21 protein-coding genes are annotated in these 23,517 nt (G+C 66.1%); 14 read left to right on the top strand and 7 right to left on the bottom strand.

The window, feature by feature from the left end; genetic code table 11:
* The first annotated feature begins 12 nt into the window (after positions 1-12).
* A complete protein-coding gene (fumC, locus tag CJU94_RS10195; RefSeq protein WP_095418586.1) occupies positions 13-1,413 on the top strand; it encodes a class II fumarate hydratase in 1,401 nt (466 codons plus the stop codon).
* A 140-nt stretch (positions 1,414-1,553) separates the two neighbouring features.
* On the opposite strand, the gene CJU94_RS10190 is transcribed toward fumC, so the two are convergent.
* The 4 genes from CJU94_RS10190 to CJU94_RS41370 form a co-directional block, all read right to left on the bottom strand.
* Positions 1,554-2,060: an acyl-CoA thioesterase gene (locus CJU94_RS10190; protein ID WP_095418585.1), complete on the bottom strand. Its 507-nt coding sequence runs from the start codon at positions 2,058-2,060 to the stop codon at positions 1,554-1,556.
* A gap of 150 nt (positions 2,061-2,210) precedes the next feature.
* Positions 2,211-3,341, bottom strand: coding sequence for a GlxA family transcriptional regulator (locus CJU94_RS10185; RefSeq protein WP_095418584.1), 1,131 nt, complete (start codon positions 3,339-3,341; stop codon positions 2,211-2,213).
* Entirely contained in the window at positions 3,341-4,600 is a 1,260-nt protein-coding gene (locus CJU94_RS10180; protein ID WP_095418583.1) for an MFS transporter, read from the bottom strand. Before CJU94_RS10180 ends, CJU94_RS10185 begins: the two co-directional genes overlap by 1 nt.
* 137 nt (positions 4,601-4,737) lie before the next feature.
* Complete coding sequence (locus CJU94_RS41370) at positions 4,738-4,887, bottom strand: hypothetical protein (protein WP_167397524.1); 150 nt, start codon at positions 4,885-4,887, stop codon at positions 4,738-4,740.
* 223 nt (positions 4,888-5,110) lie between these two features.
* Between CJU94_RS41370 and CJU94_RS10175 the strand changes: the two genes are divergently transcribed.
* Together CJU94_RS10175 and CJU94_RS10170 are read left to right on the top strand one after the other, a co-directional pair.
* The gene (locus tag CJU94_RS10175) at positions 5,111-5,824 is read left to right on the top strand and encodes an ArsR/SmtB family transcription factor (protein WP_095418582.1); all 714 of its coding nucleotides are present in this window, start codon (positions 5,111-5,113) and stop codon (positions 5,822-5,824) included.
* Positions 5,825-6,018: 194 nt separating this feature from the next.
* Positions 6,019-8,493 (top strand): DUF6600 domain-containing protein, encoded by a 2,475-nt coding sequence (locus CJU94_RS10170; RefSeq protein WP_095418581.1) that lies wholly within the window; start codon positions 6,019-6,021, stop codon positions 8,491-8,493.
* A 100-nt stretch (positions 8,494-8,593) separates the two neighbouring features.
* On the opposite strand, the gene CJU94_RS10165 is transcribed toward CJU94_RS10170, so the two are convergent.
* The gene (locus CJU94_RS10165) at positions 8,594-9,565 is read right to left on the bottom strand and encodes a thymidylate synthase (RefSeq protein WP_095418580.1); all 972 of its coding nucleotides are present in this window, start codon (positions 9,563-9,565) and stop codon (positions 8,594-8,596) included.
* A gap of 250 nt (positions 9,566-9,815) precedes the next feature.
* On the bottom strand, positions 9,816-11,210 hold the full coding sequence (locus CJU94_RS10160; RefSeq protein ID WP_095418579.1) for a sigma-54 dependent transcriptional regulator: 1,395 nt from the start codon (positions 11,208-11,210) through the stop codon (positions 9,816-9,818).
* A 536-nt stretch (positions 11,211-11,746) separates the two neighbouring features.
* On the opposite strand from CJU94_RS10160, the gene CJU94_RS10155 reads away from it, so the two are divergent.
* The 9 genes from CJU94_RS10155 (at position 11,747) to CJU94_RS10115 (ending at position 20,400) form a co-directional block, all read left to right on the top strand.
* The gene (locus CJU94_RS10155) at positions 11,747-12,241 is read left to right on the top strand and encodes a hypothetical protein (RefSeq protein WP_095418578.1); all 495 of its coding nucleotides are present in this window, start codon (positions 11,747-11,749) and stop codon (positions 12,239-12,241) included.
* 86 nt (positions 12,242-12,327) lie between these two features.
* Positions 12,328-12,855: a hypothetical protein gene (locus tag CJU94_RS10150; RefSeq protein ID WP_095418577.1), complete on the top strand. Its 528-nt coding sequence runs from the start codon at positions 12,328-12,330 to the stop codon at positions 12,853-12,855.
* A complete protein-coding gene (locus CJU94_RS10145; RefSeq protein ID WP_208645304.1) occupies positions 12,852-13,490 on the top strand; it encodes a hypothetical protein in 639 nt (212 codons plus the stop codon). The genes CJU94_RS10150 and CJU94_RS10145 overlap by 4 nt, the downstream gene beginning before the upstream one ends.
* A 25-nt stretch (positions 13,491-13,515) precedes the next feature.
* Positions 13,516-14,907, top strand: coding sequence for a hypothetical protein (locus CJU94_RS10140; protein WP_095418576.1), 1,392 nt, complete (start codon positions 13,516-13,518; stop codon positions 14,905-14,907).
* Between the two features lie 94 nt (positions 14,908-15,001).
* Complete coding sequence (locus CJU94_RS10135; protein WP_095418575.1) at positions 15,002-15,715, top strand: C39 family peptidase; 714 nt, start codon at positions 15,002-15,004, stop codon at positions 15,713-15,715.
* A 6-nt stretch (positions 15,716-15,721) separates the two neighbouring features.
* Positions 15,722-16,549 carry a peptidase C39 gene (locus CJU94_RS10130; RefSeq protein WP_095418574.1) on the top strand — a complete coding sequence of 276 codons (828 nt, stop codon included), beginning with the start codon at positions 15,722-15,724 and terminating at the stop codon, positions 16,547-16,549.
* Between the two features lie 132 nt (positions 16,550-16,681).
* On the top strand, positions 16,682-18,118 hold the full coding sequence (locus tag CJU94_RS10125) for a hypothetical protein (RefSeq protein WP_208645303.1): 1,437 nt from the start codon (positions 16,682-16,684) through the stop codon (positions 18,116-18,118).
* Positions 18,119-18,142: 24 nt separating this feature from the next.
* Positions 18,143-19,681, top strand: coding sequence for a sigma-54 dependent transcriptional regulator (locus tag CJU94_RS10120; RefSeq protein ID WP_095418573.1), 1,539 nt, complete (start codon positions 18,143-18,145; stop codon positions 19,679-19,681).
* A 209-nt stretch (positions 19,682-19,890) separates the two neighbouring features.
* Positions 19,891-20,400 carry a dihydrofolate reductase gene (locus CJU94_RS10115; protein ID WP_095418572.1) on the top strand — a complete coding sequence of 170 codons (510 nt, stop codon included), beginning with the start codon at positions 19,891-19,893 and terminating at the stop codon, positions 20,398-20,400.
* A gap of 161 nt (positions 20,401-20,561) precedes the next feature.
* Here the strand turns inward: CJU94_RS10115 and pmbA are convergent, their stop codons facing one another.
* Positions 20,562-21,932, bottom strand: a complete 1,371-nt coding sequence (pmbA, locus tag CJU94_RS10110; RefSeq protein ID WP_095418571.1) for a metalloprotease PmbA — start codon at positions 21,930-21,932, stop codon at positions 20,562-20,564.
* Positions 21,933-22,197: 265 nt separating this feature from the next.
* On the opposite strand from pmbA, the gene yjgA reads away from it, so the two are divergent.
* Positions 22,198-22,809, top strand: a complete 612-nt coding sequence (gene yjgA, locus CJU94_RS10105) for a ribosome biogenesis factor YjgA (protein ID WP_095420282.1) — start codon at positions 22,198-22,200, stop codon at positions 22,807-22,809.
* A complete protein-coding gene (gene mog, locus CJU94_RS10100; RefSeq protein ID WP_095418570.1) occupies positions 22,790-23,446 on the top strand; it encodes a molybdopterin adenylyltransferase in 657 nt (218 codons plus the stop codon). The genes yjgA and mog overlap by 20 nt, the downstream gene beginning before the upstream one ends.
* The last annotated feature ends 71 nt before the right edge of the window (positions 23,447-23,517 follow it).

The raw sequence follows: 23,517 nt of genomic DNA, 5'->3' as shown, positions 1-23,517 counted from the left end.
GCGGAGTTGAACATGACTGAAGACGTACGACTGGAGCGCGACACATTCGGCGAAATCGCCGTGCCGAACGCTCGTCTATGGGGCGCGCAAACTCAGCGCTCGCTGCAGAATTTCCGCATTTCGACCGAGAAGCAATCGCCCGAACTCATCACCGCGCTGGCCGTCATCAAGCGCGCCGCCGCCGAAGTCAACCTCGGCCTCGGCGTGCTCGACGAGAGCAAGGCGAAAGCGATCATGCAGGCCGCCGACGAGATCATCGACGGCAAGCACCCGGATGAATTTCCGCTCGCCGTCTGGCAGACCGGCTCGGGCACGCAGACCAACATGAACCTCAACGAAGTGATCGCCAACCGTGCGAGCGAGCTGCTCGGCGGCGAGCGCGGCGAAGCGCGCAAGGTGCATCCGAACGACGACGTGAATCGCGGCCAGTCGTCCAACGACGTGTTTCCGACCGCCATGCACGTGGCCGCGGCCTATGCGATCGTCAAGCATCTGCTGCCGGCGCTGAAGACGCTGCGCGATACGCTCGACGGCAAAGCGAAGGCGTTCGCCGACATCGTCAAGATCGGCCGCACGCACTTGCAGGACGCCACGCCGCTTACGCTCGGGCAGGAGTTTTCGGGTTACGTCGCGCAACTGGAACACGGCATTCGTCACGTCGAATCGGCACTGCCGCATCTGTATGAACTCGCGCAGGGCGGCACCGCGGTCGGCACCGGTTTGAACGCGCATCCGCAATTCGCCGACAAGGTCGCGGCCGCCATCGGCAAGCTGACCGGTTTGCCGTTCGTCTCGGCGCCGAACAAATTCGAAGTGATGGCCGCGGCCGACGCACTGGTGTTCGCGCATGGCGCGTTGAAGACGGTGGCGGCGAGCCTGAACAAGATCGCCAACGACGTGCGCTGGCTGGCAAGCGGCCCGCGCTGCGGGCTGGGCGAACTGTCGATTCCGGAGAACGAGCCGGGCAGTTCGATCATGCCGGGCAAGGTCAATCCGACCCAGTCCGAGGCGTTGACCATGCTCTGCTCGCAGGTGTTCGGCAACGACGTCGCGGTGAATATCGGCGGCGCGAGCGGCAACTTCGAGTTGAACGTATTCCGGCCGATGATCGCGCACAACGTGCTGCAATCGGTGCGCCTGCTCGCCGACGGCGCGCACAGTTTCAACGACAACTGCGCGGTCGGCATCGAGCCGAACCGCGAGCGTATCGATACGCTGCTCAACGAATCGCTGATGCTGGTGACGGCGCTCAATCCGCACATCGGTTACGACAAGGCCGCTAAGATTGCCAAGAAGGCGCACAAGGAAGGCACGACGCTGAAGGCGGCGGCGCTTGCGCTCGGCTTCGTCACCGAGCAGCAGTTCGACGAATGGGTGCGGCCGAACGATATGGTCGGGCATCCGGCGGCGTGATCGGCCGCGTCACTGGGTACGGCACAGCGGGATCGAGTGGCGAGGCCAGGGTGTTTGAACCGCCCGGCATCGTTTGCGACACGGCAGGCCGCGCGGACACACCGCTCCCGCGGCCCTGCGAGTGGCGCGAAGGGCGCCGCTTAAACCTTCCCCTGCGCCACTTCTTCCGGCTTCAGTTCGACGATCGCGTCGAGTGCTTCCTTCACATCGATCGCGTACCTGGCAAGGCGTTTCTGTTCGTCCGTCTCCGGCACGAAGGCCGGCACGGGCACGGGCTGGCCGTTCTCGTTGACGGCGACCATCACGATCAAACAATCCGTGGTTTGCAGCAGTTCGCCGCCCTTCGGGTCGCCCGCCTGCACCGAAACGTGAATGTGCATGCTGGTGCGGCCCGTCGCCACGACCCGGGCGCGCAGCTCGACCAGGTTGCCGACCAGAATCGGCCGGCGAAAGCGGATATTGCCCACGCTGACCGTCACGCAGTAACGCCCGGACCACACCGCCGAGCACGCGTACGCGGTCTCGTCGATCCACTTCATCAACGCGCCGCCGTGCACCTTGCCGCCGAAGTTGACCGAGGTCGGTTCGGCGAGAAAGCGGAAAGTGGTTTCGGAACGGTCCAGCGGCGCTGCGGCAGGGGTGCTCATCTTGACTCCGGTCAATCGATGCATTGAAAGGAGGCGATTATACGAGCGCAATATTGACCGCGTCGCGCGCCCGGGCCGGCGGCCGGGGGAAAGCGGTCGAGCGTGCGTGCGGCGTGGGCTTTTCCCAGTGCTTTTGCTTCGCGCCCGTCATCAACCCGGCTGGGCAGCCTCGAACGCAGTCTCGCTTGGCGGCGTACCGGCCGACATGAAGCGCTCGCGATAATCGAGCGGCAGCACGCCGAAACGCCGCAAGAACGCCCGCCGCAAGTTCTGTTCGCTGCCAAAGCCGCAGTCGAGGGCGATCCGCTTGAGCGGCCGGCGCGATTCGGCGAGCGCCCGCGAGGCCGCTTCCAGCCGCAACGCCGAGACGGTTTTGGCCGGCGTGCGGCCGACCTCGTCGACATAGCGGCGTGCAAATGTACGCGGGCTCATCCGGGTTCGTTCGGCGAGCCGCTCCACCGACAGATCGTCGCGCAAATGCGCCGCCATCCAGCTATGCAAGGCCTCGAACGGTCCGTTCGCCGAGGCCTGCGCCGCCAGCGCCGCGCTGAACTGCGACTGGCCGCCCGGCCGCTTCATGAAGACCACGAGCCGCCGCGCCGCCTGCATCGCGACCGCGTGGCCGACGTCCTCCTCGATCAGCGCCAGCGCGAGGTCGATACCCGCCGTCACGCCCGCCGAAGTCCAGACCACGCCCTCGCCCTCACGGCGCCCCGCGTCGCGGATGAAGATCGGATCGGGCTCCACGTGGACGTTCGGAAAGCGGCGCGCGAGGTGCGGGGCGTCGCGCCAGTGCGTGGTGGCGCGGCGGCCGTCGAGCAGCCCCGCCGCCGCCAGATAGAACGCGCCGGTGCACACCGAGCACACCCGCCGCGCCCGCGTCGCATGGCGTCTGATCCATGCGACCAGCTCCGGCTGCAGCGTGCAGGGTTCGTCGACCGGGACGCCGGGGACGATCAGCGTGTCGATGGGCTGGTCGGCGAGCGAATCGAGCCGTTCGGTGACGATCGGCAGGCCGGGGAAAGTTTGCACTATGCCGCCGTCGATCGATGCGACCGTCGTGCGATAGGCCACGGGTCGCGCCGCACTACCGGCCGAACCGGCGGCTTTACCCGCTTCGCCGGCGCCGGCACCGTCAACGCCGTTCGCGATACCAGCGGCGCCTCCGCCCGCGGTCGCCGCGACCGTCAACTCCGCGCGCCAGAACGCCTCCAGCGGCCCGCACGCATCGAGCAGCACCAGATCCGGCGCAACCGCGAAAACAATATGACGCGCCGCCATCAGGACACCTCCCTCGCCACCTGCCGCTTGCGCGACCACGCGTAGCCGAGCGTGGCGAGCGCCGCCGCGCCGAGCAGCGGAAATATCGCGGCGTTGATCGTCGCCCAGCCGAAGCGGGCCAGCAATTGGCCCGCGAACAGCGAGCCCAGCGCGGAAAACGCAAACGTCGTGAATTCGCTGGTCGCCTGTGTCTTGGCGCGCTCCGACGGCCGGTACGATTGCGCGAGCAGCGTCGAGCCGCCGACGAACATGAAATTCCAGCCCACGCCGAGGCAAGCGAGCGCCGCGTAGAAATGCGGCAGATCGGTCGAACGCAAGGCGAGGACGCCGCATAGCGCCGACAGCGCGATACCCGCGCCGATCACCGGCAGCACGCCGAAGCGTTTGATCAGCCGCGCGGAAAACAGCGACGGCGCGAACATGCCGACCAGGTGCCACTGGATGATCGCGGCGCCGTCGCCGATCGTGTGGCCGCAAGCGAGCGCGGCGATCGGCGTGGCGGTCATCACGAACATCATCACGGCGTAGCCGAGCGCGTTATTGGCAAGAGCCGCCGCAAAGATCGGCTGCCGCACGATTTCGCCGAGCGGCCGCGCCGCCTCGTGACTCGCCGCCGTGCTCACGGCCGGTGCCGCGTCGCGATACAGCGTCGCCAGCAGCGCCACCGACAACAGCCCGAAGCCCGTTACGAGCGCATACGAACCCGCGAACGCGACCGGCGCCAGCCAGTCCTTGCTCCACGCGGCAAGGAGCGGCCCGCAGACCGCGGCCACCACGCCGCCCGCCAGCACGGTCGAAATCGCCCGGCTCTTGCCTTCGATGCCGACCGCGTCGGCGGCCGCCAGTCGGTAGTACTGCGCGAAAGCCTGGAATACGCCGACCGTCGCCGTGCCGGCGCAGAAAAGCCAGAAGCTGTGGTGAAAAATCGCCCACACGGAAACCGCACCGCCGAGCGCACCAACGCCCGCGCCGAGCACGAAACCCGCGCGCCGGCCAATGCGCGCCATCAGGAACGACGCGAAGATCGTGGTCAGCGCGGCGGCGACGGTGATCAGCGAGAACGGCAGCGTGGCGAGCGCCTTGTCGTCGGCGAGCGTGTAGCCGACCAGGCCGGTCAGCGTCAGATCGATCGATACCGATGACGTATACAGCGCCTGGCACACGGCCAGCACACGCGCGGCGCGGCGCTCGTGCGGGCCGGCGTCGCGCAGGCCAGTCGGCTGGGCGGGAAAGACGGAAGCGGCGGACGGTGGTGGCATCGATAGGTTCCGGGCGGCGGAAGTGAGATGACCCGATCGTCACATGGCTGCGGATGGCAGAGATGACAATGATGCATCAATTTCTGCCAGCCGCCGGGGTCGACCTGTGTTTATTCCAGAACGCGCCGGTCGGCCGCTTACTTGCGGACAGTGATGCCTTCGTCGATCGTGCCGTACATGGTGATGCTGCCGGTGCCCGCGCCCGAACCCGAACCCGAACCGGCGCCGCCTTGCGCGCAGGCGCCGAGCAGCAGAGCGGCGGCAATGACGGCAAGAAGAGATTTCATGACAACGTGTTCCCGCAAGGACAGATTTCGATTCTAGCCTGGCGGGCCTGCGCGGTACCGACGCGCCGGCAGGAACGCCCGTCCTCCCGGCCGGCCGACCGCGTGCGCCGGGTTTTCGTAGGTGCCGCATTCGATAGTTCACGCTAAGCTGAAACATCGAATCACCCAGCCCGATACAGTGGAGTGCATGGCGCCCTATTCGCGGCGCCTTCGGAGACGTCAGATGAGCGCCACCCTCGCAGACGAACAGAACCATTTCCCAGGCTTGAGCCGCATCGGTGCGCTGCTCGCCGATCCCGGCCGCGCCGCGATGCTGTGGGCGCTGATGGACGGCAGCGCCCGCCCGGCCGGCGAGCTGACGATGATCGCCGGGCTTTCGCCGTCGGCGGCCAGCGCCCATCTCGCGCGCCTCACCGACGGCGGCCTGCTCGCGCTCGAAGTGCGCGGCCGGCATCGCTATTTCCGGATTGCCTCGCCCGACATCGCCGCGTCGATCGAAGCGCTCGCCAATGTCGCGCAAGTCAGCGCACCGCAGCGTCCGGTGCCGCGCCCGGCGCGCACCGTGCCGCTCGACATGCGCTTTGCGCGCACCTGCTACGACCATATGGCGGGCGAGTTGTCGGTGCGCGTGTTCGAGCGGCTGATCGAACGCGGCCTGCTGACGCTGCATGGCACGTCGCTGGAAGCCACCGCCGACGGCGCCGCCCGCTTCGCCGACTGGGGCATCGACATGTCGGCGCAGAAGAGCCGGCGCCGCCGTTTTGCCTGCACCTGTCCCGACTGGAGCGAGCGGCGGCCCCACTTGGGCGGCGCCCTCGGCGCGGCGCTGCTCGACTCGTGGTCGGCGCACGGGTGGGTGGAACGCACGGAGCGGCCGCGGATTCTGCGCATCACGCCGGCTGGGCATCGTCATTTCGACGCGTTTCTGGCTGCGTAAGGCGGCTCTCGCCGCACTAAGTCTTAGCGAAAAACCGGCAATCCGCTTACGAATCGCTTTACCGAGCGCTGAATCGAGACCTTTTGTTACACGCTAGCGAGGCGGCCTTACAAAAGTGGGGGCCTTGAAACAAACGCCACGGGTACAGTGACTGCACGGACGCCGCAAGTGGCCGCGTCCGTCGGAGATAAATCATGAGAACAGTCACCCCACACTTCCCTTCGAGCCGCCGGGTCGTCGGCTATACGCTGATCGCAGCCGCCACGTTCCTGTTCGCAGCCGAGGCGCCGCTCGCGCAGGAAATCCAGCAGGCACCTCAGGCCGCCGCCGCGATGCAGAACACTGATCCGCCGGGCCGCGTCGCGCGCCTGAACTACACGGCCGGTGCGGTCACCACGGAACCGGCCGGGGCGAGCGACTGGTCGTACGCGCAGATCAACCGGCCGCTCACCACCGGCGACCAGCTGTGGAACGATCAGAACGCCCGCTCTGAGCTTCACATCGGCTCGACGGCGGTGCGCCTCGGCCCGACCACCAGCCTCGACCTGCTGAATCTCGACGACACCAGCGCCCAGCTCAAAGTCGCTCAGGGCACCCTGTCGGCGCGTGTGCGCGAACTCGCGCCGGGCTCATCGTATGAAATCGACACGCCGAATCTCGCCCTCGGCCTGAACGGCCCCGGCGACTATCGCGTCGACGTCGCGCCGGACGGCAGCAGCACCACCGTCACCGTGCGCAGCGGCAGCGCGACGGTGTACGGCGACGGCGGCCAGGTGCCGCTCGAGGCCGGACAGCAGATCCGTTTCGGTGGCACCAACCTGCAACAGCTGGCCGACAACGGCGCACCCGGCCTCGACGGCTTCGACCAGTGGGCCGCAAGCCGCGACGCCGCCGAAGACCGCTCGGTATCGGCGCGCTACGTCTCGCGCGACATCCCCGGCTATCAGGATCTCGACGCCAACGGCACGTGGCGCAGTTCGCCGCAGTACGGCGAAGTGTGGGTGCCGCGCGCGACACCCGCCGGCTGGGCGCCGTATCACGACGGCCATTGGGTATGGCAGGCGCCGTGGGGCTGGACCTGGGTCGACGACGCGCCGTGGGGCTTCGCGCCTTACCACTACGGCCGCTGGGCACAGATCGACGACACATGGGCATGGGTGCCGGGGCCGGTCGCGGTCAGCGAGCCGCCCGTCTATGCGCCCGCGCTCGTCGCTTTCGTGGGCGGCGGTGGCGGCGGCGTGAACTGGGGCGTGGATCTGGCGATCGGCGGCGCGGTGGCGGCCGGCGTCGCGTGGTTCCCGCTCGGCCCGGGCGAGCCGTGGCATCCGCACTGGGGCGATCACGATCACTGGAGCCCCGGTTACTACGACCGCGTCAACCGGACGACGATCGTCAACAACTACAACCGCAACGTGAATGTGACCAACATTCACAACACGTATATCAACTACCGCGCGCCGGGCGGCGTGACCGCAATGCCGGCGACCGCCTTCGTGCACGGCCAGCCGGTGGGACGCTTCGCCCAGAAGGTCGATCCGCGGCAATGGCGCAACGCGCAGATCAACCCGGGCGGCCCGGGAATCGCGCCAGTGCGGGAGAGTTTCGGGCCGGGTCTGCGCAATGCGAATTACCGGCCCCCTGCCGCGACAATGGGACGTCCGGTCGTGGCGACCCACAGTCCGGCGATGCCGGCGGCTTATCACGACAGCCTCGCCCAGCGTTTCGCGCAAAGCGGCGGACGGGTGTCGGGCGCCGGGCAGCCTGTCGTGCGGACGTCGGTGCCGGCGCATATGGCGGGCGGCCCGAGCGCGCTGCCCGTGCAGAACGTGCGGGTCGTGCAGTCGCATATCGCGGGACGGGCGCCTGGTATGGCGGCGGGCGCGCCGGGCGGCCCCGCCGGCGAACAGCAGGCTGGACAGCGGCCGGGCGAAGCGGCGCATGGCGGTGGGCAGCAGTTCGGTCGGGGGCCGGGCGAAGCGCCGCATGGCGGCGAACCGCAAACGCGGCCGGGCATGCCGCCGCAAATGGCCAACCAGCACCAGGAGCCTCGCGAGATGCAACGTCCGTCAAACGGTGTGCCACGTCCGCCGCAAGCGAACGGTGGCAACCCGGCGGCATGGGCACAGCAGCAACAACAGCAGCAGCGCGGTATGCCGCAGCAGGCAGCGCAGCAGCCGGCGGGCAACGAACGCCACGAGCCGGCGTGGACGCAGCCGCACACGCCGATGGCCCAGCAGCACGGCGGTCCGCAACAACAGGCGGGGCGGCCGGATGTCGCTGCGCAGCCTGGCGCGCAGCCGCAGGGAAGAGTGCCGGAGATGGCGCAACAGCAGCGCGGCGCGCCGCATCCCGCGGAGAACCCGGCGGTGCAGCAGCAACAGCAGCCGCGTCAGGATTATCATCCGCAGCCCATGCAGCAGCCGCGTCCTGAGCCGCGCCAGCAGCAGGTGCAGCAACAGCCGCGGCCGGAGTTTCATCCGCAGCCGCAGCAGCAGGCGCGTGCGCAACAGGCGCAGCAGCAACCTCGGCCGGAGTTTCATCCGCAACCGCAGCAGCCGCGCCAGGAACCGCGTCCGCAGCAAGCACAGCAGCCTCATCCTCAGGCGCAGCCTCAACACGCCGACCAGCATTCGGGCGGCGGCAACCGCGACGAGCACCACAAAGGCTAAGCGCATCTTCGTCCGGGTTCGCAGGCCGCATGAAAAAACCCCCGCGATTCGCATCGCGGGGGTTTTCTTCGTGCAGACCGGGCAGCTTGCCCGCTAGCGCTCAAACGGCCATCGGCGCCGTGAGCGGCTCGTGATGCCGGTAATCGACCAGCGAGAAGTCCGACGGCTCGATCTTCTCGAGCCATTCTGGCTCGTACACACCGGTCTTCGCATACTCGGGCACGCGGTCCGAAATCGCGAAAGCCGGGCTTTCGTACGGCTCGCGCTCTAGTTGCTGCTGCAGCATGTCGAGCTGATTCTCGTAAATATGCGCGTCGCCGATGAAATAGGTGAACCAGCGCGGCGTATACCCCGTCAGACGACCGACCAGGTGCAGCAGCGCGGCACCTTCGGTCAGATTGAACGGTGTACCCAGCCCGACGTCATTGCTGCGGATATAGAGGCACAACGAAATTTCCTTGCGCACCACGTTCGGCAGAAACTGGTAAAGCAGGTGGCAAGCCGGCAGCGCGATCTGGTCCAGCACCGCGGGGTTCCAGGCGTGAAACAGAATGCGCCGGTCCGCCGGGTTCTGCATGATCGTGTCGAGGCACTGACGCAACTGGTCGATCGCTTTGTACAGCAGCACTTTGCGGCTGCCGTCTTGTTCGAATTCGGTCACCAGCTGAAAGCCGCGTGCGCTCGCGTCGGCAAGCTGCGCGCTCGCGTCTGCGTTCAACACCTTGTAGGCGGGCCATTGGCGCCACTGCACGCCGTACACGTCGCCGAGATCGTCCGGTCCCTCGCGATAGGGATTGGCCAGCCACTGCGGATTCTGGTTGGCGTTCGCGTCCCACACCTTGCAGCCGAGGTCGCGGAAATCCGCAGCGCTGCGCGAGGCACGCAGAAACCCGACCAGTTCGCCCACCGCCGATTTGAACGCCAGCTTTTTCGTGGTGACCGCGGGAAAGCCTTGTTGAAGGTCGAAGCGCAACATGGCGCCCGGCATGCTGATGGTGCGGATGCCAGTGCGGTTCTCCTGCCACGTGCCGGTGTCGAGAATCGTGCGGACGAGGTCGAGATATTGTTTCATTCGGGTTCCTTCGACGCGGCGCCTGTCGGGATCGATCCGGGCGCCACGGGGATTGAGCGGAAAACCCGATTTTAACAAGCGCGGCCAGACGGCGCCCGGTCGGCGCGCCCGGCATCCAAAATATCGCGGGGAAACTGAAGGGGATGGCGCGCGCATAGCGCGGCGCGGTCACAGCGTGGCTCGAACGCCTTGAATCCTTCGCCGAAACCCGTTTGACCGGCCAACACAAACACGAGGCCGGTCAGACGACTCACAGATGCGGTACCGAAGCCGGCAAATCGCCGTGCGGCGAAGCCAGCGGCTCGCCTTCCATATGCCGCATGCCGTGCGAGCACAGCAGCCGGTACAACGTGACGCGCGAGATGCCGAGTTCCTGCGCGGCGTCGCCCAAGCGCCCGCGGTGGCGCAACAACGCCAGCTCGATTGCCTGGCGTTCGGCCGCCTCGCGCGCCTGCGCGAGCGAGACCGGCACGATCTCCACGTATTCGGCCAGTTCGAGATCGCGCGCCGTGATCGCACGACCTTCCGACATCACGATGGCGCGCCGCACCCGGTTGATCAGCTCGCGCACATTGCCCGGCCAGCCGTAGTTATGCAGTGCCGCGATCGCGTCCGGGGCGAAGCCGCGCAAGCGGCGGCTCGCATCTTTCTTGAAACGTTCCAGCATGTGCCGGGCAAGCAGTTCGATATCCTTACCGCGAGCGCGCAGCGGAGGTTCGTCGATCTGCAGCACGCACAGGCGGTGATACAGGTCGGAACGGAAGCGGCCCTCGATCATCGCCGCCGTCATGTCCACGTGCGTGGCCGAGATGATGCGCACGTCGACGTCGATCGCGCCGTGCCCGCCCAGCCGCTCCACTTTGCGCTCCTGCAGAAAGCGCAGCAGGCTTGCCTGACTTTCGAGCGGCAGGTCGCCGATTTCGTCGAGAAAGAGCGTGCCGCCGTTGGCCGCTTCCACCCGTCCGATCTTGCGCTGATTGGCCCCGGTGAACGCGCCGCGTTCGTAGCCGAATAGCTCGGATTGCAGCAGATGCGGCGGGATCGCGCCGCAGTTGATCGGCACGAAAGGCGCATTGCGCCGCGCCGAGCGTTCGTGAATCGCGACCGCCGTCAGTTCCTTGCCTGTGCCCGATTCACCCGAGATAAACACCGGCGCATCGGTCATCGCCACTTTGCGGATCGAGCGGAACAGCGCGAGCATGGCGTCGCACGAGCCGACCATTTCGCCTTCAGCGCCTTGCGATGCATCGTTCGAAGCGGGCTCGCCCAAGGAAATCATGCCGTATGCATGACCCACCGAGTCGACGATCCGGTCGCCCGAATACGGCACCGTCACATAGTCGAAACAATAATCGCGTACCAGCCGACGCAACGCGGCGTCCTGCAGTTGACCGGGCATGGTGGCCGCAACCCAGCCCACATTCGGCATGGTCAGGCACGATTCGAAGGCAGCGATTTCGTGTGGCTGAAAATCGCTAGACAGATCGAGCAGACCTCCCGCCGCCATTCCGGCGCGAACCGCCCGGCGCACGTCGCGCGCCGACCCTACGACTTCAACGTGCCAGCCGCGCTGATGAAACCGAGTATTCAGTTCCGCGCTCGGATCGCGCGAAACGTAAATCAGTTGTCGCGTTGCGGGTTCCATTATTCAGATCCTCTCGTCAACGAACGTTAAGGATGACGCACGCACCTGAACCGAATTCAGACACGCTGACTCATTCGGGATTCGCGCAATAGCAAAAACCGAACGGCCATTCCATTCCGTGCGGACAGCTGATCCCCAAGAAAGCGGCGTGTGTGTGTTTGAGACGGCCCGTTAGCGGGCTTTTTTAAATCTGAAGCTCTTTTCCGAGAGCTTACTATACGCGCGCCGCTTGGAAAACAGTTATGCGAATTTAATCGTGTACCCCTTACGCACCAAGGCTCTGCGAGCAAAAAACATTATTCAGCCGACGAATAAAAGATTAGTGGAAGCGCTTTACCTGACGTTGACGTGAAGGTAGTTCATACCGCCCGGATTAACAAATTAGAGGTATTTCCTGCCTGTCGTTTCAGCGCTGAAACGTTTTTGTCGAATTTCTCAATCATTGCTTCGAGGTTTCGCTTCGTGTCCTGATCCACCAATGGATTGCGCGCGATGGCACACGTTTCGCTAAATGCCGTGCACCAAGGAGACACATCATGCGACCTGTTTTCCGCATCGATCTGAGCCGCGTTGCACCATACGCGGCCCTCTGCACCGCGATCGCGCTGGCCATGCTGCCGTTTGGCGCCAATGCGCACGACGCCGAACCCGCACTATCGGCCACGCCGGCGGAATCCGCCGATGCCGGTTCCGCCACTTCCTCCGACGCGACGCTCACGCGAGCCGCCTCCATCGATACGAAAGCGCGCGCCTTCACAGGCGCCCGCCAATTCGCCGCCAACGTGCTCAGCATTCCGGCCGATGGTGCATCCATGAACGATTTCTCTCTCGACGACCAGGTGCTCTCGCGGCAACGCGGCGGCGCGCTCGGCATGGTGATGGGCGCCGGCACGCCGCAGCTCATGCGCGGCAACAGCGGCGGCGGCCGCGTGACGCTGTGGGACGAGATCGCCCCGCCCTCGCCTTTACCGATCCCGGTCGACGCGGCGCGCGCGGCCCAGGGCAACGTCGCCAGTTACCAAAGAAAGTAGCCCGAACCGATTAGCGATGCAAACAGGGGTGGCGGTGTAGCGAACACACCGCCCGCACACAAAACAAGACGCAAGCAAGGACCGACATGACCACCTCTATCCGGACGCCGCACGCCTTCAGGTCGCGGGTGTCGTCGGCCATCCTCCTGCCGGCGGCACTGGCAAGCGTCGTCGGTCTGCTTGGCGCCTCTTTTGCCGCCGACGCCCTGGCGCAACAGGCGGTCAATCCTGGCGACATCATCGTCGAGCGCACGATCACGCCGCGCGACGCTTTCATACCGGTGCCGAAAAGCCAGGACCCGGTCGCCGTGCGCGCCACCACTTTCCCGGCCAACTCGTTCAATCCGGCGGTCGCCCAGATCGTGGGCGACACCGATCTGACCAATGCGCACGGGTCCAGCGGCGTGGCGGACGGCGGCGTGCTCGGCGGCACCGGCATGCAGGCTGTCACGCAGATCCTCAGCGGCAAGGCGACCGGCAACAACGTGGCGCTGAATTCCGGCGGCATCGGCCTGCCGGCTCCGGGCATCGGCGGGACTATCACCTCGTCGGTGACGGGCGCGCTGGCGCCGCTATCGAATGCGCTGACCGGCGCGCTCGGCGGTCTGAAATGAACCCGCTCATGAGCCCGCTCAAGCTGCATTCGCTGCATGCGGCGCTGTGCGTCTGCATCGGCGGTGCCGCGCTGGTGGCGAGTCACGCCCATGCGCAATCGGTGCCGACGCTCGGCGCCACCTCGACCATCGCCAACGGCGCGGCCGCCGGCGTCACGGGCGCGTTCGCGGTCAACGAAGCGGCCGGTCTGAACAACGCGCAGGCCAATCAGATCACGGTGTCGAACGGCGGCGCGGCCGACAACGGCAACGCCAGCGTGCAGAGCGCCGCCGTGGCCGCGAAGGTCACGAGCGCGCGGGCTTCGATCGAAGCCAATGCTTTTTCGAATTCATCCGGTGCGGTGCTGGTGAACCAGTCCGCCGGAGCAGGGAATCTGCAGCGCAACAGCACCCAATTGGGCACTGCGGCGCTCGGAGTCGAGACCGTTTCGGATGGGGAGCTATCCGCGACGGCCCCGAAAAACGGCGGTCTGGGTCAATCCATCGGGGTTCGTGGGGTTCGCGAGGCAAACATTTCCAGCGATGCCTTCAAGAACGTCAACGGGATCGTGCAGATCAACCAGACGGCCGGCGCCGGTAATGCCACGGCAAACAGTTTTGTGCTCCGTCCCCCGGCGGGCACTTTTTTTAACTGACCACACTTAAGTATCGGAGCGAATCATGAAGCGCACTCTTATTGCCGCAGCCGTTCTCGTTGCCGCATCCGGCAGCGCGTTTGCCGCACCGCAAAAGGCCTACCTGTTCAATGCCACCCTGGTCGGCGAAGCGGTCGGCGTCGAAGGTCTGGTCGGCCTGTTCGGCTGCGTGCACGTGTCCAGCACGGCGGGCGCGGTGATCAACAACAACCAGACAGTCAACGTCAACGCTACGCTCAACGCGCCGGCGCAGAGCTATACGACCGGCCGCGTGACCACCACCTACAACAACCACGCTTCGTCGATCAAGGGCGGCGGCTCGGTCTTCGCGATGGCATCGCAAAGCCACTCGCAGTCGTCGGTCGGCGCGCAGGGCTATCAGGCATCGGGCGGCTATGTGTACGGCAGCCAGAGCGCCACCGTCGCGGGCGGCGGCTATCAGACCAGCCAGCAGGCAGCGGGGATCGCGGGCAGCTTCTCGCATACCAGCCAGAACTCAGGCGGCCATCTCGCGGCCGGCGGCTCGATCGGCGGCAGCTACAACTATGCGGCCTTCAACACACCGTTCTTCGGCGCCGGGACGTTCCATGCCGCCGGTGGATTGCAGGCCGGCTACAGCGAATCGAGCTACGCCAACAAATCGAGCCTTGCCGGCGGCTTCGAGGCAACGGAGGCATCCGGACAGGGCAAGGTATGGGGCTACAAGGCCAGCGAAGGGTCGGGCTTCGCCGCGGTCGGCGAACAGTCGTCGGGCTACCGGACCAGCCGGACGTCCTCCACCGACGCCTACGCCGCGGCATTCGGCATCGACGCGAGCCTTGCCACGACGGACGTATCCACGAGGGGCTCCGTGACGCAGCACATCAACACGCAAACAGCCGGCACGCTGAACGCCACGACCGGCGCCAATGCGGCCAACGGCGTCTCGGGCAACCTGGGCATCAACATCGCGGAAGGTATCAGCAACGCGCAAAGCAACGACGTGTCGCTGGCCTCGGTCGATATCGGCAACGTGTTCGGCAACGCGCAGATCTTCAATACGCAATCGACCGGTGGCAGCGCGAGGATCAACAACTTCAATCTGAACGCGTCGATCGGGGATGGCTCGCTGTCGGGTGTGACGGGCAACGTCGGGGTGAACGTCGCCTCGGGTATCGGCAACGTGCAGAACAACAGCCTCGCCGGTGCAGTGACGACCACCAAGCCGGGCAATGCGCTGACCACGGCGATGGTCGCCACGGATGACAACTCGCAAACCGCCGGCATGACGGTCACGGGTCAATTCCAGGGCACCGCGATGCTGGGCGCCAACTCGCTCGCCAACGCGTCCGGCAACATCGGCGTGAACATCGCGGGCGGCGCGGGCAACCTGCAGCACAACGGCCTCGCGATCGCCGCGCTGAACAGCGGCCACTAAGCCGGCAGCAGGCATCAGAAGCCAGCAGGCAGTCAGGGGGAGGCGCGCCGGCCGCCATACGCAGCGGCCGGCGCGTATAGAGCAGGAGACCAGCATGTCCGGGTTCAAGGGATTCCCGGCGCTACGGTTCGCTGTAGCGCTGGCAGGCTGCACGCTGTGCGCGGGCCAGAGTTGCGCACAGGCGAGCATCGACACATCCACGCTGGCGGGCGTTCCGTTGAAAAAGACGGTGCGCTCGATGAAGGACATCCGCTACAGCCACATCGTCAATCAGCAGTTCGATTACAGCTGCGGTGCGGCGGCGCTCGCTACGCTCCTCAAGTACGGCTATGGCATCGACATTCCGGAGACCGAACTGATTCGCCGGATGATGGTGTTCTCCACGCCCGAAGTGGTTGTCAAGAATGGCTTCTCCATGCTCGACATGAAGAAATTCGTCGAGACCGTCGGTTTGCGCGGCCGCGGCTTCCGGGTCAACGCCAACGCGCTCCAACACTTGCAGATTCCCGTGATGGTTCTCATGAACATCGACGGGTACGAGCATTTCGTGATCGTCAAGCATGCCCAGGATGGCCGCGTGTTCATCGCGGATCCGGCGCTCGGCAATCGCATCGTGCTCGAAGAGGACTTCATCCGGACCTGGAACGGCCTGGTATTCGCGGTCCTCGGCAAACCCTTCAGGGAGGATTCCCCGCTCTTGCAGGACAACGAGTCGCTCGCGCTCAAGCTGCGCGCCAACGCGCTGGCCAACGGCACGGCCGCGACTCCCTTCGTCGAGTACGGCTTGATCAAGGCAGACCTGTTCTGAACCACCATGAAGCAACACCTCACCCAGCTCGGGTTCGCGATCTGCACGATGATGTGCGGCTTGAGCGGACCAGGCGGCAGCGCCCAGGCAGCATCAGGCGCCGGCTCCGCGCCGGCGCCTGAACCTCTCGCGTCTCACGACATCGGTTCCGCCACCGTCAAGGTGCAACTGGTGGACGACGATGTCCTCGCCGGCCAGACCGGCAAATATGCCGGCGGCACGATGATCTCCGGCTTCGTTCTGAACGTCATTTCGCAATGGCATCTGCCCAACGGCGTGACCGCGCTCGCCCAGGGCACGCTCAGCGCCGCACAGAACGCGTCCGGACAGACGACCAGCGCCGTCAGCACGCTGGCGAGCGTGAGCGGCGGCGGCCCCGGCAGTCACACCAATGCCAATAACGCCGGGGCCAATCCCAATGCCCAGGTCAACGGAGGCCAGAGCATTTCGGTCAACGGTGTGTCGCAAGTCACTCAGGTGGCCGGCGACCGTAACAGCGGCATCAACTCCGCGCTCATCGATTTCAACAACAACGCCGCGATGCTCGCGGGCACCGCCAATGCCCCGTCAGCCGCGGCCAGCAATTCGACCGGCTCCGTCAAAGCCGGCATCTCGTTCGGCAGCGACGGCATCCGTGTCGCGCTGCAGACGCCGGCTGGACTCGCCACCCAGACCATCGCACCCGGCAACGGGCAAATCGCCCAGTTGCTGCAGATCGCGGGCAATAGCCAGCAAGCCGTCAACGCATTGCAGCTGCATTTGCAGACGCAGCAAATGTCGGCCGCCATGCTTCGTCAGTTAGGCGTTCTACAAGCTCTGCAAAACAGGAGATAAGCATGCGGGCCGCCACCCGCCGAGTGCAGCAAGAGCAGTACAGATAAGGCCGCACGCCGTCAGCCACCCTGCTGCATGGGACCGGAGACGGGAGACGGGCGACGCGCGGCCGGAAACACCGGGGGAACACAAATGAATAATCTTTCATCGAAAAAAGTGCCGCGCATGGCACTGGCGGCCATTCCGGCCGCCGTGATGCTATTCGCACTTTCCCAAGGGGCGGGCGCGCAGGCGCTCGCCGGACAATCGCTAGAAGAACGTCTGAATACGTTGATGCGGGTCGTCGACGAGCAGCAGCGGCAGATTCATTCTCTCGAGCGCCAGGTGACCAATCTGGAGATGGCGCAACGCGGCCGCGGCATACCGGGCGCCGGCGCGCCGGCCGGCAGCGAAGCCGTGGCGGAACGACCCGGCGCCGACGGCCTGTCGATGCCGTTGCCGCCGCTCGCCCAGATCAATCCGGGCGCGCCCGCGCCCGGCGGCAATACCGGCACGGCGACCGGCGTGCCCGTCTATCCGCCGCCGCCCGACAGCGGCAGCGCGGGCGGCCTGCCGTCCGCGACCGACGGCAGCGGCGCCATCGGCCAGACGCAGAAGGCGGCCGAACCGGTGCGCACGCAGGCCGAAGAAGCGGTGGTGCAGCGCGAGCACGCCCCGCTCTTCGACCACAAGCTGACGATGGACTGGGGTATCAGCGACACCTACTACGATCGCCGCCAGTTGCAGTTGTCGGGCTTCCTCGCGCTCGACGCGATTTTCCTCGGCAACATCAACCTCGGCGAGACCAAGTCGCACCAGGTGATGGCCGATCTCGATACACGCTACGGCCTGACCGACCGTATGAGCATCGACGTCGACGTGCCGTACATCTACCGGCATAGCAACTTCATTGTGGGCGGCGCGGGCGGCGCGGCGAGCACGATGTCGGACGCGGCGGTGAACAGCAGCAATATCGGCGACGTCAACTTCGGGCTTTACTACCAGTTCCTGAAGGAGACCAACAGCCTGCCGGACGTGGTCGGCAGTCTGCGCATCAAGGCGCCGACCGGCACCTCGCCGTTCGGCCTGAAGCTGGTGCAGGTGGACGCCAACAACACCAATCTGGTGGCGCCGAGCAAGCTGCCCACCGGCACCGGTTTCTGGAACATCACGGCCGGTGTCTCGCTGCTGAAGACCTACGACCCGGTCGTGCTGTTCGGCAGCCTTTCGTACACCTACAACATTGCGCGCTCGTTCGCGGACATTTCGTCGGTGCAGGGACAAACCCAGCCGGCGACGGTCAAGCTCGGCGACATCGTGCAGTTCGGCGGCGGCGTGGCGCTCGCGTTCTCCGACAAGGACTCGGCGAGCATCTCGTACACGATGGCGCTCGAACCCGAATCGAAGACGCGCGCGCCGGGGGGCTCATACGAAAAGGTGCCGGGCAGCGAAACCACCGCCGCGGCGCTGAATTTTGGCCTGAATCACGTCGTGAACAAGCACCTGACCATCAACGGCTCGGTCTCCGTGGGCTTGACGCCCGACGCGCCGAACTTCGTGGTCGGCGTGCGGTTTCCCTATACATTCTGACGTGCCAACGATACGAGGTCGAACGTGCGTGAATCACCTCACCTGACCAGTGTTGCACCGGTAGCCGGAGCGGGGGCGCATCTGCCGCGCGCGCTGCCGGGCGAGAGAGCGTCGGCCCGAACTCCGGCGGTGGCGGCGGAGCCCGGCGGCGCGGCGCCCCTGGCCGCGGTGGCCGGGTGCGGCGTCGAGCGCCTCCTGCTGTACGTGGCGCGCACGGCGGACGACACGCTGATCGCGCATCTGCAGAGTCGCGGCTGGCACGTCGTGGCGGCGCGCTCGGCGTATGAACTCGGCCGGCTGGTGAAACCCGACGTGGCATGCGCGGGCATCGTCGATCTGGCGAGCTTTCCGCCGCGCGAGCTGGCCGGGCTGGAAGCAGGTCTGCGCCAGCAGCAGGTCGGCTGGATCGCGCTCGCCACCAGCGAGCGGCTCAACGATCCGGTGGTGCGGCGTCTCGTGCGCCACTACTGTTTCGACTTCGTGAAGACGCCGGTGGCGAACGCCACGGTCGATTACCTCGTCGGCCACGCGTTCGGCATGGTGACGCTGTGCGACCCCGACGCCGCGCCGCCCGTGAACGAGTCCGGCGACGAGGAAATGGTCGGCACCTGCGAAGCCATGCAGCAGCTCTTTCGCACCATCCGCAAGGTAGCGAACACGGACGCGAGCGTGTTCATCGCGGGCGAGTCGGGCACCGGCAAGGAGCTCACCGCGCTCGCGATTCACGAGCGTTCGCCGCGCCGCAAGGCGCCGTTCATCGCGATCAATTGCGGCGCGATTCCGCACCACCTGCTGCAATCCGAACTATTCGGCTACGAACGCGGCGCCTTCACCGGCGCGAATCAGCGCAAGATAGGCCGGGTGGAAGCCGCCGACGGCGGCACTCTGCTGCTCGACGAAATCGGCGACCTGCCGCTCGAGAGCCAGGCGAGCCTGCTGCGCTTCCTGCAGGAAGGCAAGATCGAGCGGCTCGGCGGGCGCGAATCGATTCCTGTCGACGTGCGGATCATTTCCGCGACTCACGTCGATCTGGAAGGCGCGATGCGCGACGGACTGTTCCGCGCCGACCTGTTTCATCGGCTTTGCGTGCTGCGGGTGGACGAGCCGCCGCTGCGGGCGCGCGGCAAGGACATCGAAATTCTCGCGCATCACATCCTGCACAAGTTCAAGACCGACAGCGCGCGCAAGATTCGCGGCTTCACGCCGTCGGCGATCGAGGCGCTCTATAACTACAACTGGCCCGGCAACGTGCGCGAGCTGATCAACCGGGTGCGCCGCGCGATCGTGATGGCGGAGAACAAGCTGATTTCCGCCGACGACCTCGATCTCGCGCACTTCACCGGGCAGCAGACCATGACGCTCTCCCAAGCGCGCGAAGCCGCCGAAAAGCGCGCAATCGAAGCGGCGCTGCTGCGTCATCGTCACCGGCTGAACGAGGCGGCGGCGGATCTGAACATTTCGCGTGTGACGCTATATCGGCTGATGGGCCAGCATGGGCTGCGCGAAATGAGCGCCGCCGACGAGAAGGCGGCGTTCGCCGTGGACGCCGGCACGCGGGAATGATGCGTTCGCCCGTCGGTCACCGCGGCGAGCCAGACACCGCCGCGTGAACTGGCGGCCTCATCCGGCCGCCGCGCAACGCAGGGTGCGCACGGCCTGTGCGTGCCGGCTCCGATGCCGCCGCGCGCCCTGCCACCACGCCGACACCCGCCCCGGCGGTGAGGACAGGCGCGTCAGGTAGAATCAGCCGGTTACGTTCCCCTTTCCATTCGATGACGACGCTCACCCTGATCGTCGCTCGCGCCAATAACGGCGTGATCGGCCGCGACAACCAGTTGCCCTGGCGACTTCCCGAAGACCTCGCGTTCTTCAAGCGCACCACCATGGGCGCGCCCATCATCATGGGCCGCAAAACGCATGAGTCGATCGGCCGGCCCTTGCCCGGACGCCGCAACATTGTCGTGACGCGGGATGCCACGCGGCGTTTCCAGGGCTGCGATGCAGCCACGACGCTCGAAGAGGCGCTCAAGCTTGCCGCTCAGGATCAGGCGCCCGAAGCGTTCCTGATCGGCGGCGCGCAGTTGTATGAGGAAGGTTTGCGGCAGGCGGACAAGCTCATCATCACCGAAATTTCCGCCGACTTCGAAGGCGACGCCACTTTCCCCGAACTCGACGAAACCGAGTGGGAAGAAGTCGCGCATGAAACCCACCGCGCGGATGCACCGAACGACTTCGACTACGCATTCGTGACGTATCGGCGCAAAGGCGCCCGAGGCGACTGACGCCCTGCAGCCGCCCGTAGCCGCCTGACATCACGCGTGATCAACTCGCTCGAAGCAGACAGTCGCCGCCCCGCCTGAAAAAAAACGCCACGCATTATCTCGCGTGGCGTTTTCGTTTCTCCGGACGAACCGACGGCCGGCCGATCAGCGGCAAGACCGGTTTACTGCCCCGCGATCGTCATCCGCTCGATCAGCACCGAGCCGGTTTTCTTGGTGCCGCGCGTGATCGTATCCGCGCCGATCGCGACGATGTGGTGGAACATCTCCTGCAGCGTGCTCGCCACCGTGATTTCCTCGACCGGATACTGGATCTTGCCGTTCTCGACCCAGAAGCCCGACGCGCCGCGCGAGTAGTCGCCCGTCACGTAGTTCACGCCCTGCCCCATCAGTTCGGTCAGCAACAGGCCGGTGCCGAGCTTGCGCAGCATTTCCTCGAAGTCGTCTTCGGGACGCGTGTTCGAGCTCAGCAGCGACAGGTTGTGCGAGCCGCCCGCATTGCCGGTGGTCTGCATGCCGAGCTTGCGCGCCGAGTAGGTGGACAGGAAATAGCCTTCCACCACGCCGTCCTTCACCACCGAACGCTCCCGGGTGCGCACGCCTTCTTCGTCGAACGGCGCGCTGCCCATGGCGCGGGGAATATGCGGGTTTTCCACCACCTGCACGTGCGGCGCGAACACCGGCTTGCCCAGGCTGTCGACGAGGAACGAGGTCTTCCGATACAGCGCGCCGCCGCTCGTGGCCTGCACGAATGCGCCGAGCAGGCCCGCGGCGAGCGGCGCTTCGAACAGCACCGGCACCTTGCGCGTATCCAGACCGCGCGCGCCGATGCGCGCCAGCGCGCGTTGCGCCGCGTAACGGCCCACGGCTTCCGGATCGGCCAGTTCTTCGGCACTGCGCGTGGACGTGTACCAGTCGTCGCGCTGCATGTTGCGGCCGCTGCCCGCAATCGGCGCGCACGCGATGTAGTGGCGCGAGTACGGGTAACCCGCGAGGAAGCCGCGCGAGGTGGCCAGCACGAACTGCGAGTGCTGCGCCGAGACGCTCGCGCCTTCCGAATTCTTGATCTGCGGATCGGTTGCGAACGCTGCGTCTTCCGCGCGGCGTGCAATTTCCACCGCTTCGTCCGCGGACAGATTCCACGGGTGATAGAGATCGAGATCGCGCGGCGCGGTTTCCAGCAATTCGGCTTCGGCCAGACCCGCGCAGTCGTCTTCAGCCGTGAAGCGCGCGATGTTGTAGGCCGCCGCGACCGTGTCCTTCAAAGCCTGCGACGAAAAGTCCGAAGTGCTCGCGTTGCCGCGCTTGTTGCCGATGAACACCGTCACGCCGACCATCTTGTCGCGGTTGTGTTCGATCGTCTCGACTTCGCCGCGCCGCACGGAGACGGACAGGCCGTCGCCTTCGGAAATCTCGGTCGCCGCGTCGGTGCCGCCGAGCGACTTCGCGTGACGAAGGATGTCCGAGGCGATTTCCTTCAGTTCATCCTGGGTATGCGGAAAAAAGCGCTGCTTGACGTCCATGTCTGCTGCCATTGTCGTTGCCGTCCTGTTCGGGGCCGAGCGGCCCTGGGTGTGTTCGCTACGTTCGCTGTGTTCGCACCGGTCGCGCACATGCCTCGCGCATGCGCGCGTGCCCGTGTCGGGTGACGCATCCCGCGATCATAGCAAGGTACGCGACGCCGTACCTGGCATTCGCTGCGCCTTTCCTGAGCGCCGCGCCGCCATCGCTTCGCGGGGCGCGAGCCCTTGTACGCGGCAGCACGGCGGTTCGGCGGGCGCGGCACGCTACAATATCGGTATGACACGCAAAACCCGCATTCAACCGATCGAATCCGCCGAGCCGGAAGTCGACGAAAACGGCTACGACCGTCCCAGCAAGTCCCAGCTCAAGCGCGAAATGCACGAGCTGCAGGAACTGGGCGCGGCGCTGATCGCGCTGCCCAAAGACGCGCTCAAGCGCATGCCGATGCCCGAAAAGCTCGACGACGCCGTGCGCGAAGCACGCCGCATCACCGATCACGAAGGCAAGCGCCGCCAGGTGCAATACGTCGGCCGCGTGATGCGCTCGCTGCTGGACGAGGAAACCGCCGCGCTGCGCACCGCGCTCGACACCTACAACGGCGTCAACAAGGCGGAAACGGCCAAGCTCCACTGGATCGAGCGCACCCGCGAAAAACTGCTCGCCGACGACGCCGCGCTGACCGATTTCATCCGCCAGCATCCGAACGCCGACCCGCAGCAAGGCCGCACGCTGATCCGCAACGCGCGCAAGGAAGCGCAGCAAAGCAAGCCGCCGCGCTACTTCCGCGAATTGTTCCAGTGGATCAAGAACGCGGACGGCCCGTCCGCGCAGACCGACTCCGACGCCGACGACGCTCTGGACGACGAAGATGACGACCGCGACGCCTGAACCCACCGGTAAGCAGACGCGTAATCACCCCGACGAAATCGTGATCGGCCTCGTGTCGATCAGCGACCGTGCCTCCACCGGCGTCTACGAGGACAAAGGCATTCCCGCGCTGCAGGAATGGCTCGGCGCGGCGCTGACGTCGCCGTGGCAAGTGGTCACCCGCCTGATTCAGGACGATGCGCCGACCATTTCCGCCACGCTGACCGAACTGGTCGACGAGGTCGGCTGCGATCTGGTGCTGACCACCGGCGGCACCGGCCCGTCGCGCCGCGACGTGACGCCCGAGGCGACGCTTGCGGTCGCCACGAAGGAAATGCCCGGCTTCGGCGAGCAGATGCGGCAGATCAGCCTGAACTTCGTGCCGACCGCGCTTCTGTCGCGCCAGGTCGCGGTGATCCGCGAAACGGCGGAGCACGCAGCGCTGATCATCAACCTGCCGGGTCAGCCGAAGTCGATCAAGGAAACGCTGGAAGGTTTGCGCGACGCCGAAGCGGGCGGCGCGGTGAAGGTGCCGGGCATTTTCGCCGCCGTGCCGTACTGTATCGATCTGATCGGCGGGCCGTATGTGGAAACCAACGCCGACGTGGTGAAGGCGTTCCGGCCGAAGAACGCGCAGCGCGCGCCCAGGTCTGCATAGGCTGGAATCAGGGCGCGGATTGGCCGCTGTGATTTGGCCGTCTGGCTTCGATCCGGGGCTTCGGTTTTGAG

The organism is Paraburkholderia aromaticivorans, assembly GCF_002278075.1.
Taxonomy (GTDB): domain Bacteria; phylum Pseudomonadota; class Gammaproteobacteria; order Burkholderiales; family Burkholderiaceae; genus Paraburkholderia; species Paraburkholderia aromaticivorans.
Note: the sequence above shows the minus strand (reverse complement) of the source record. Positions and strands in the feature narration are given on the sequence as shown.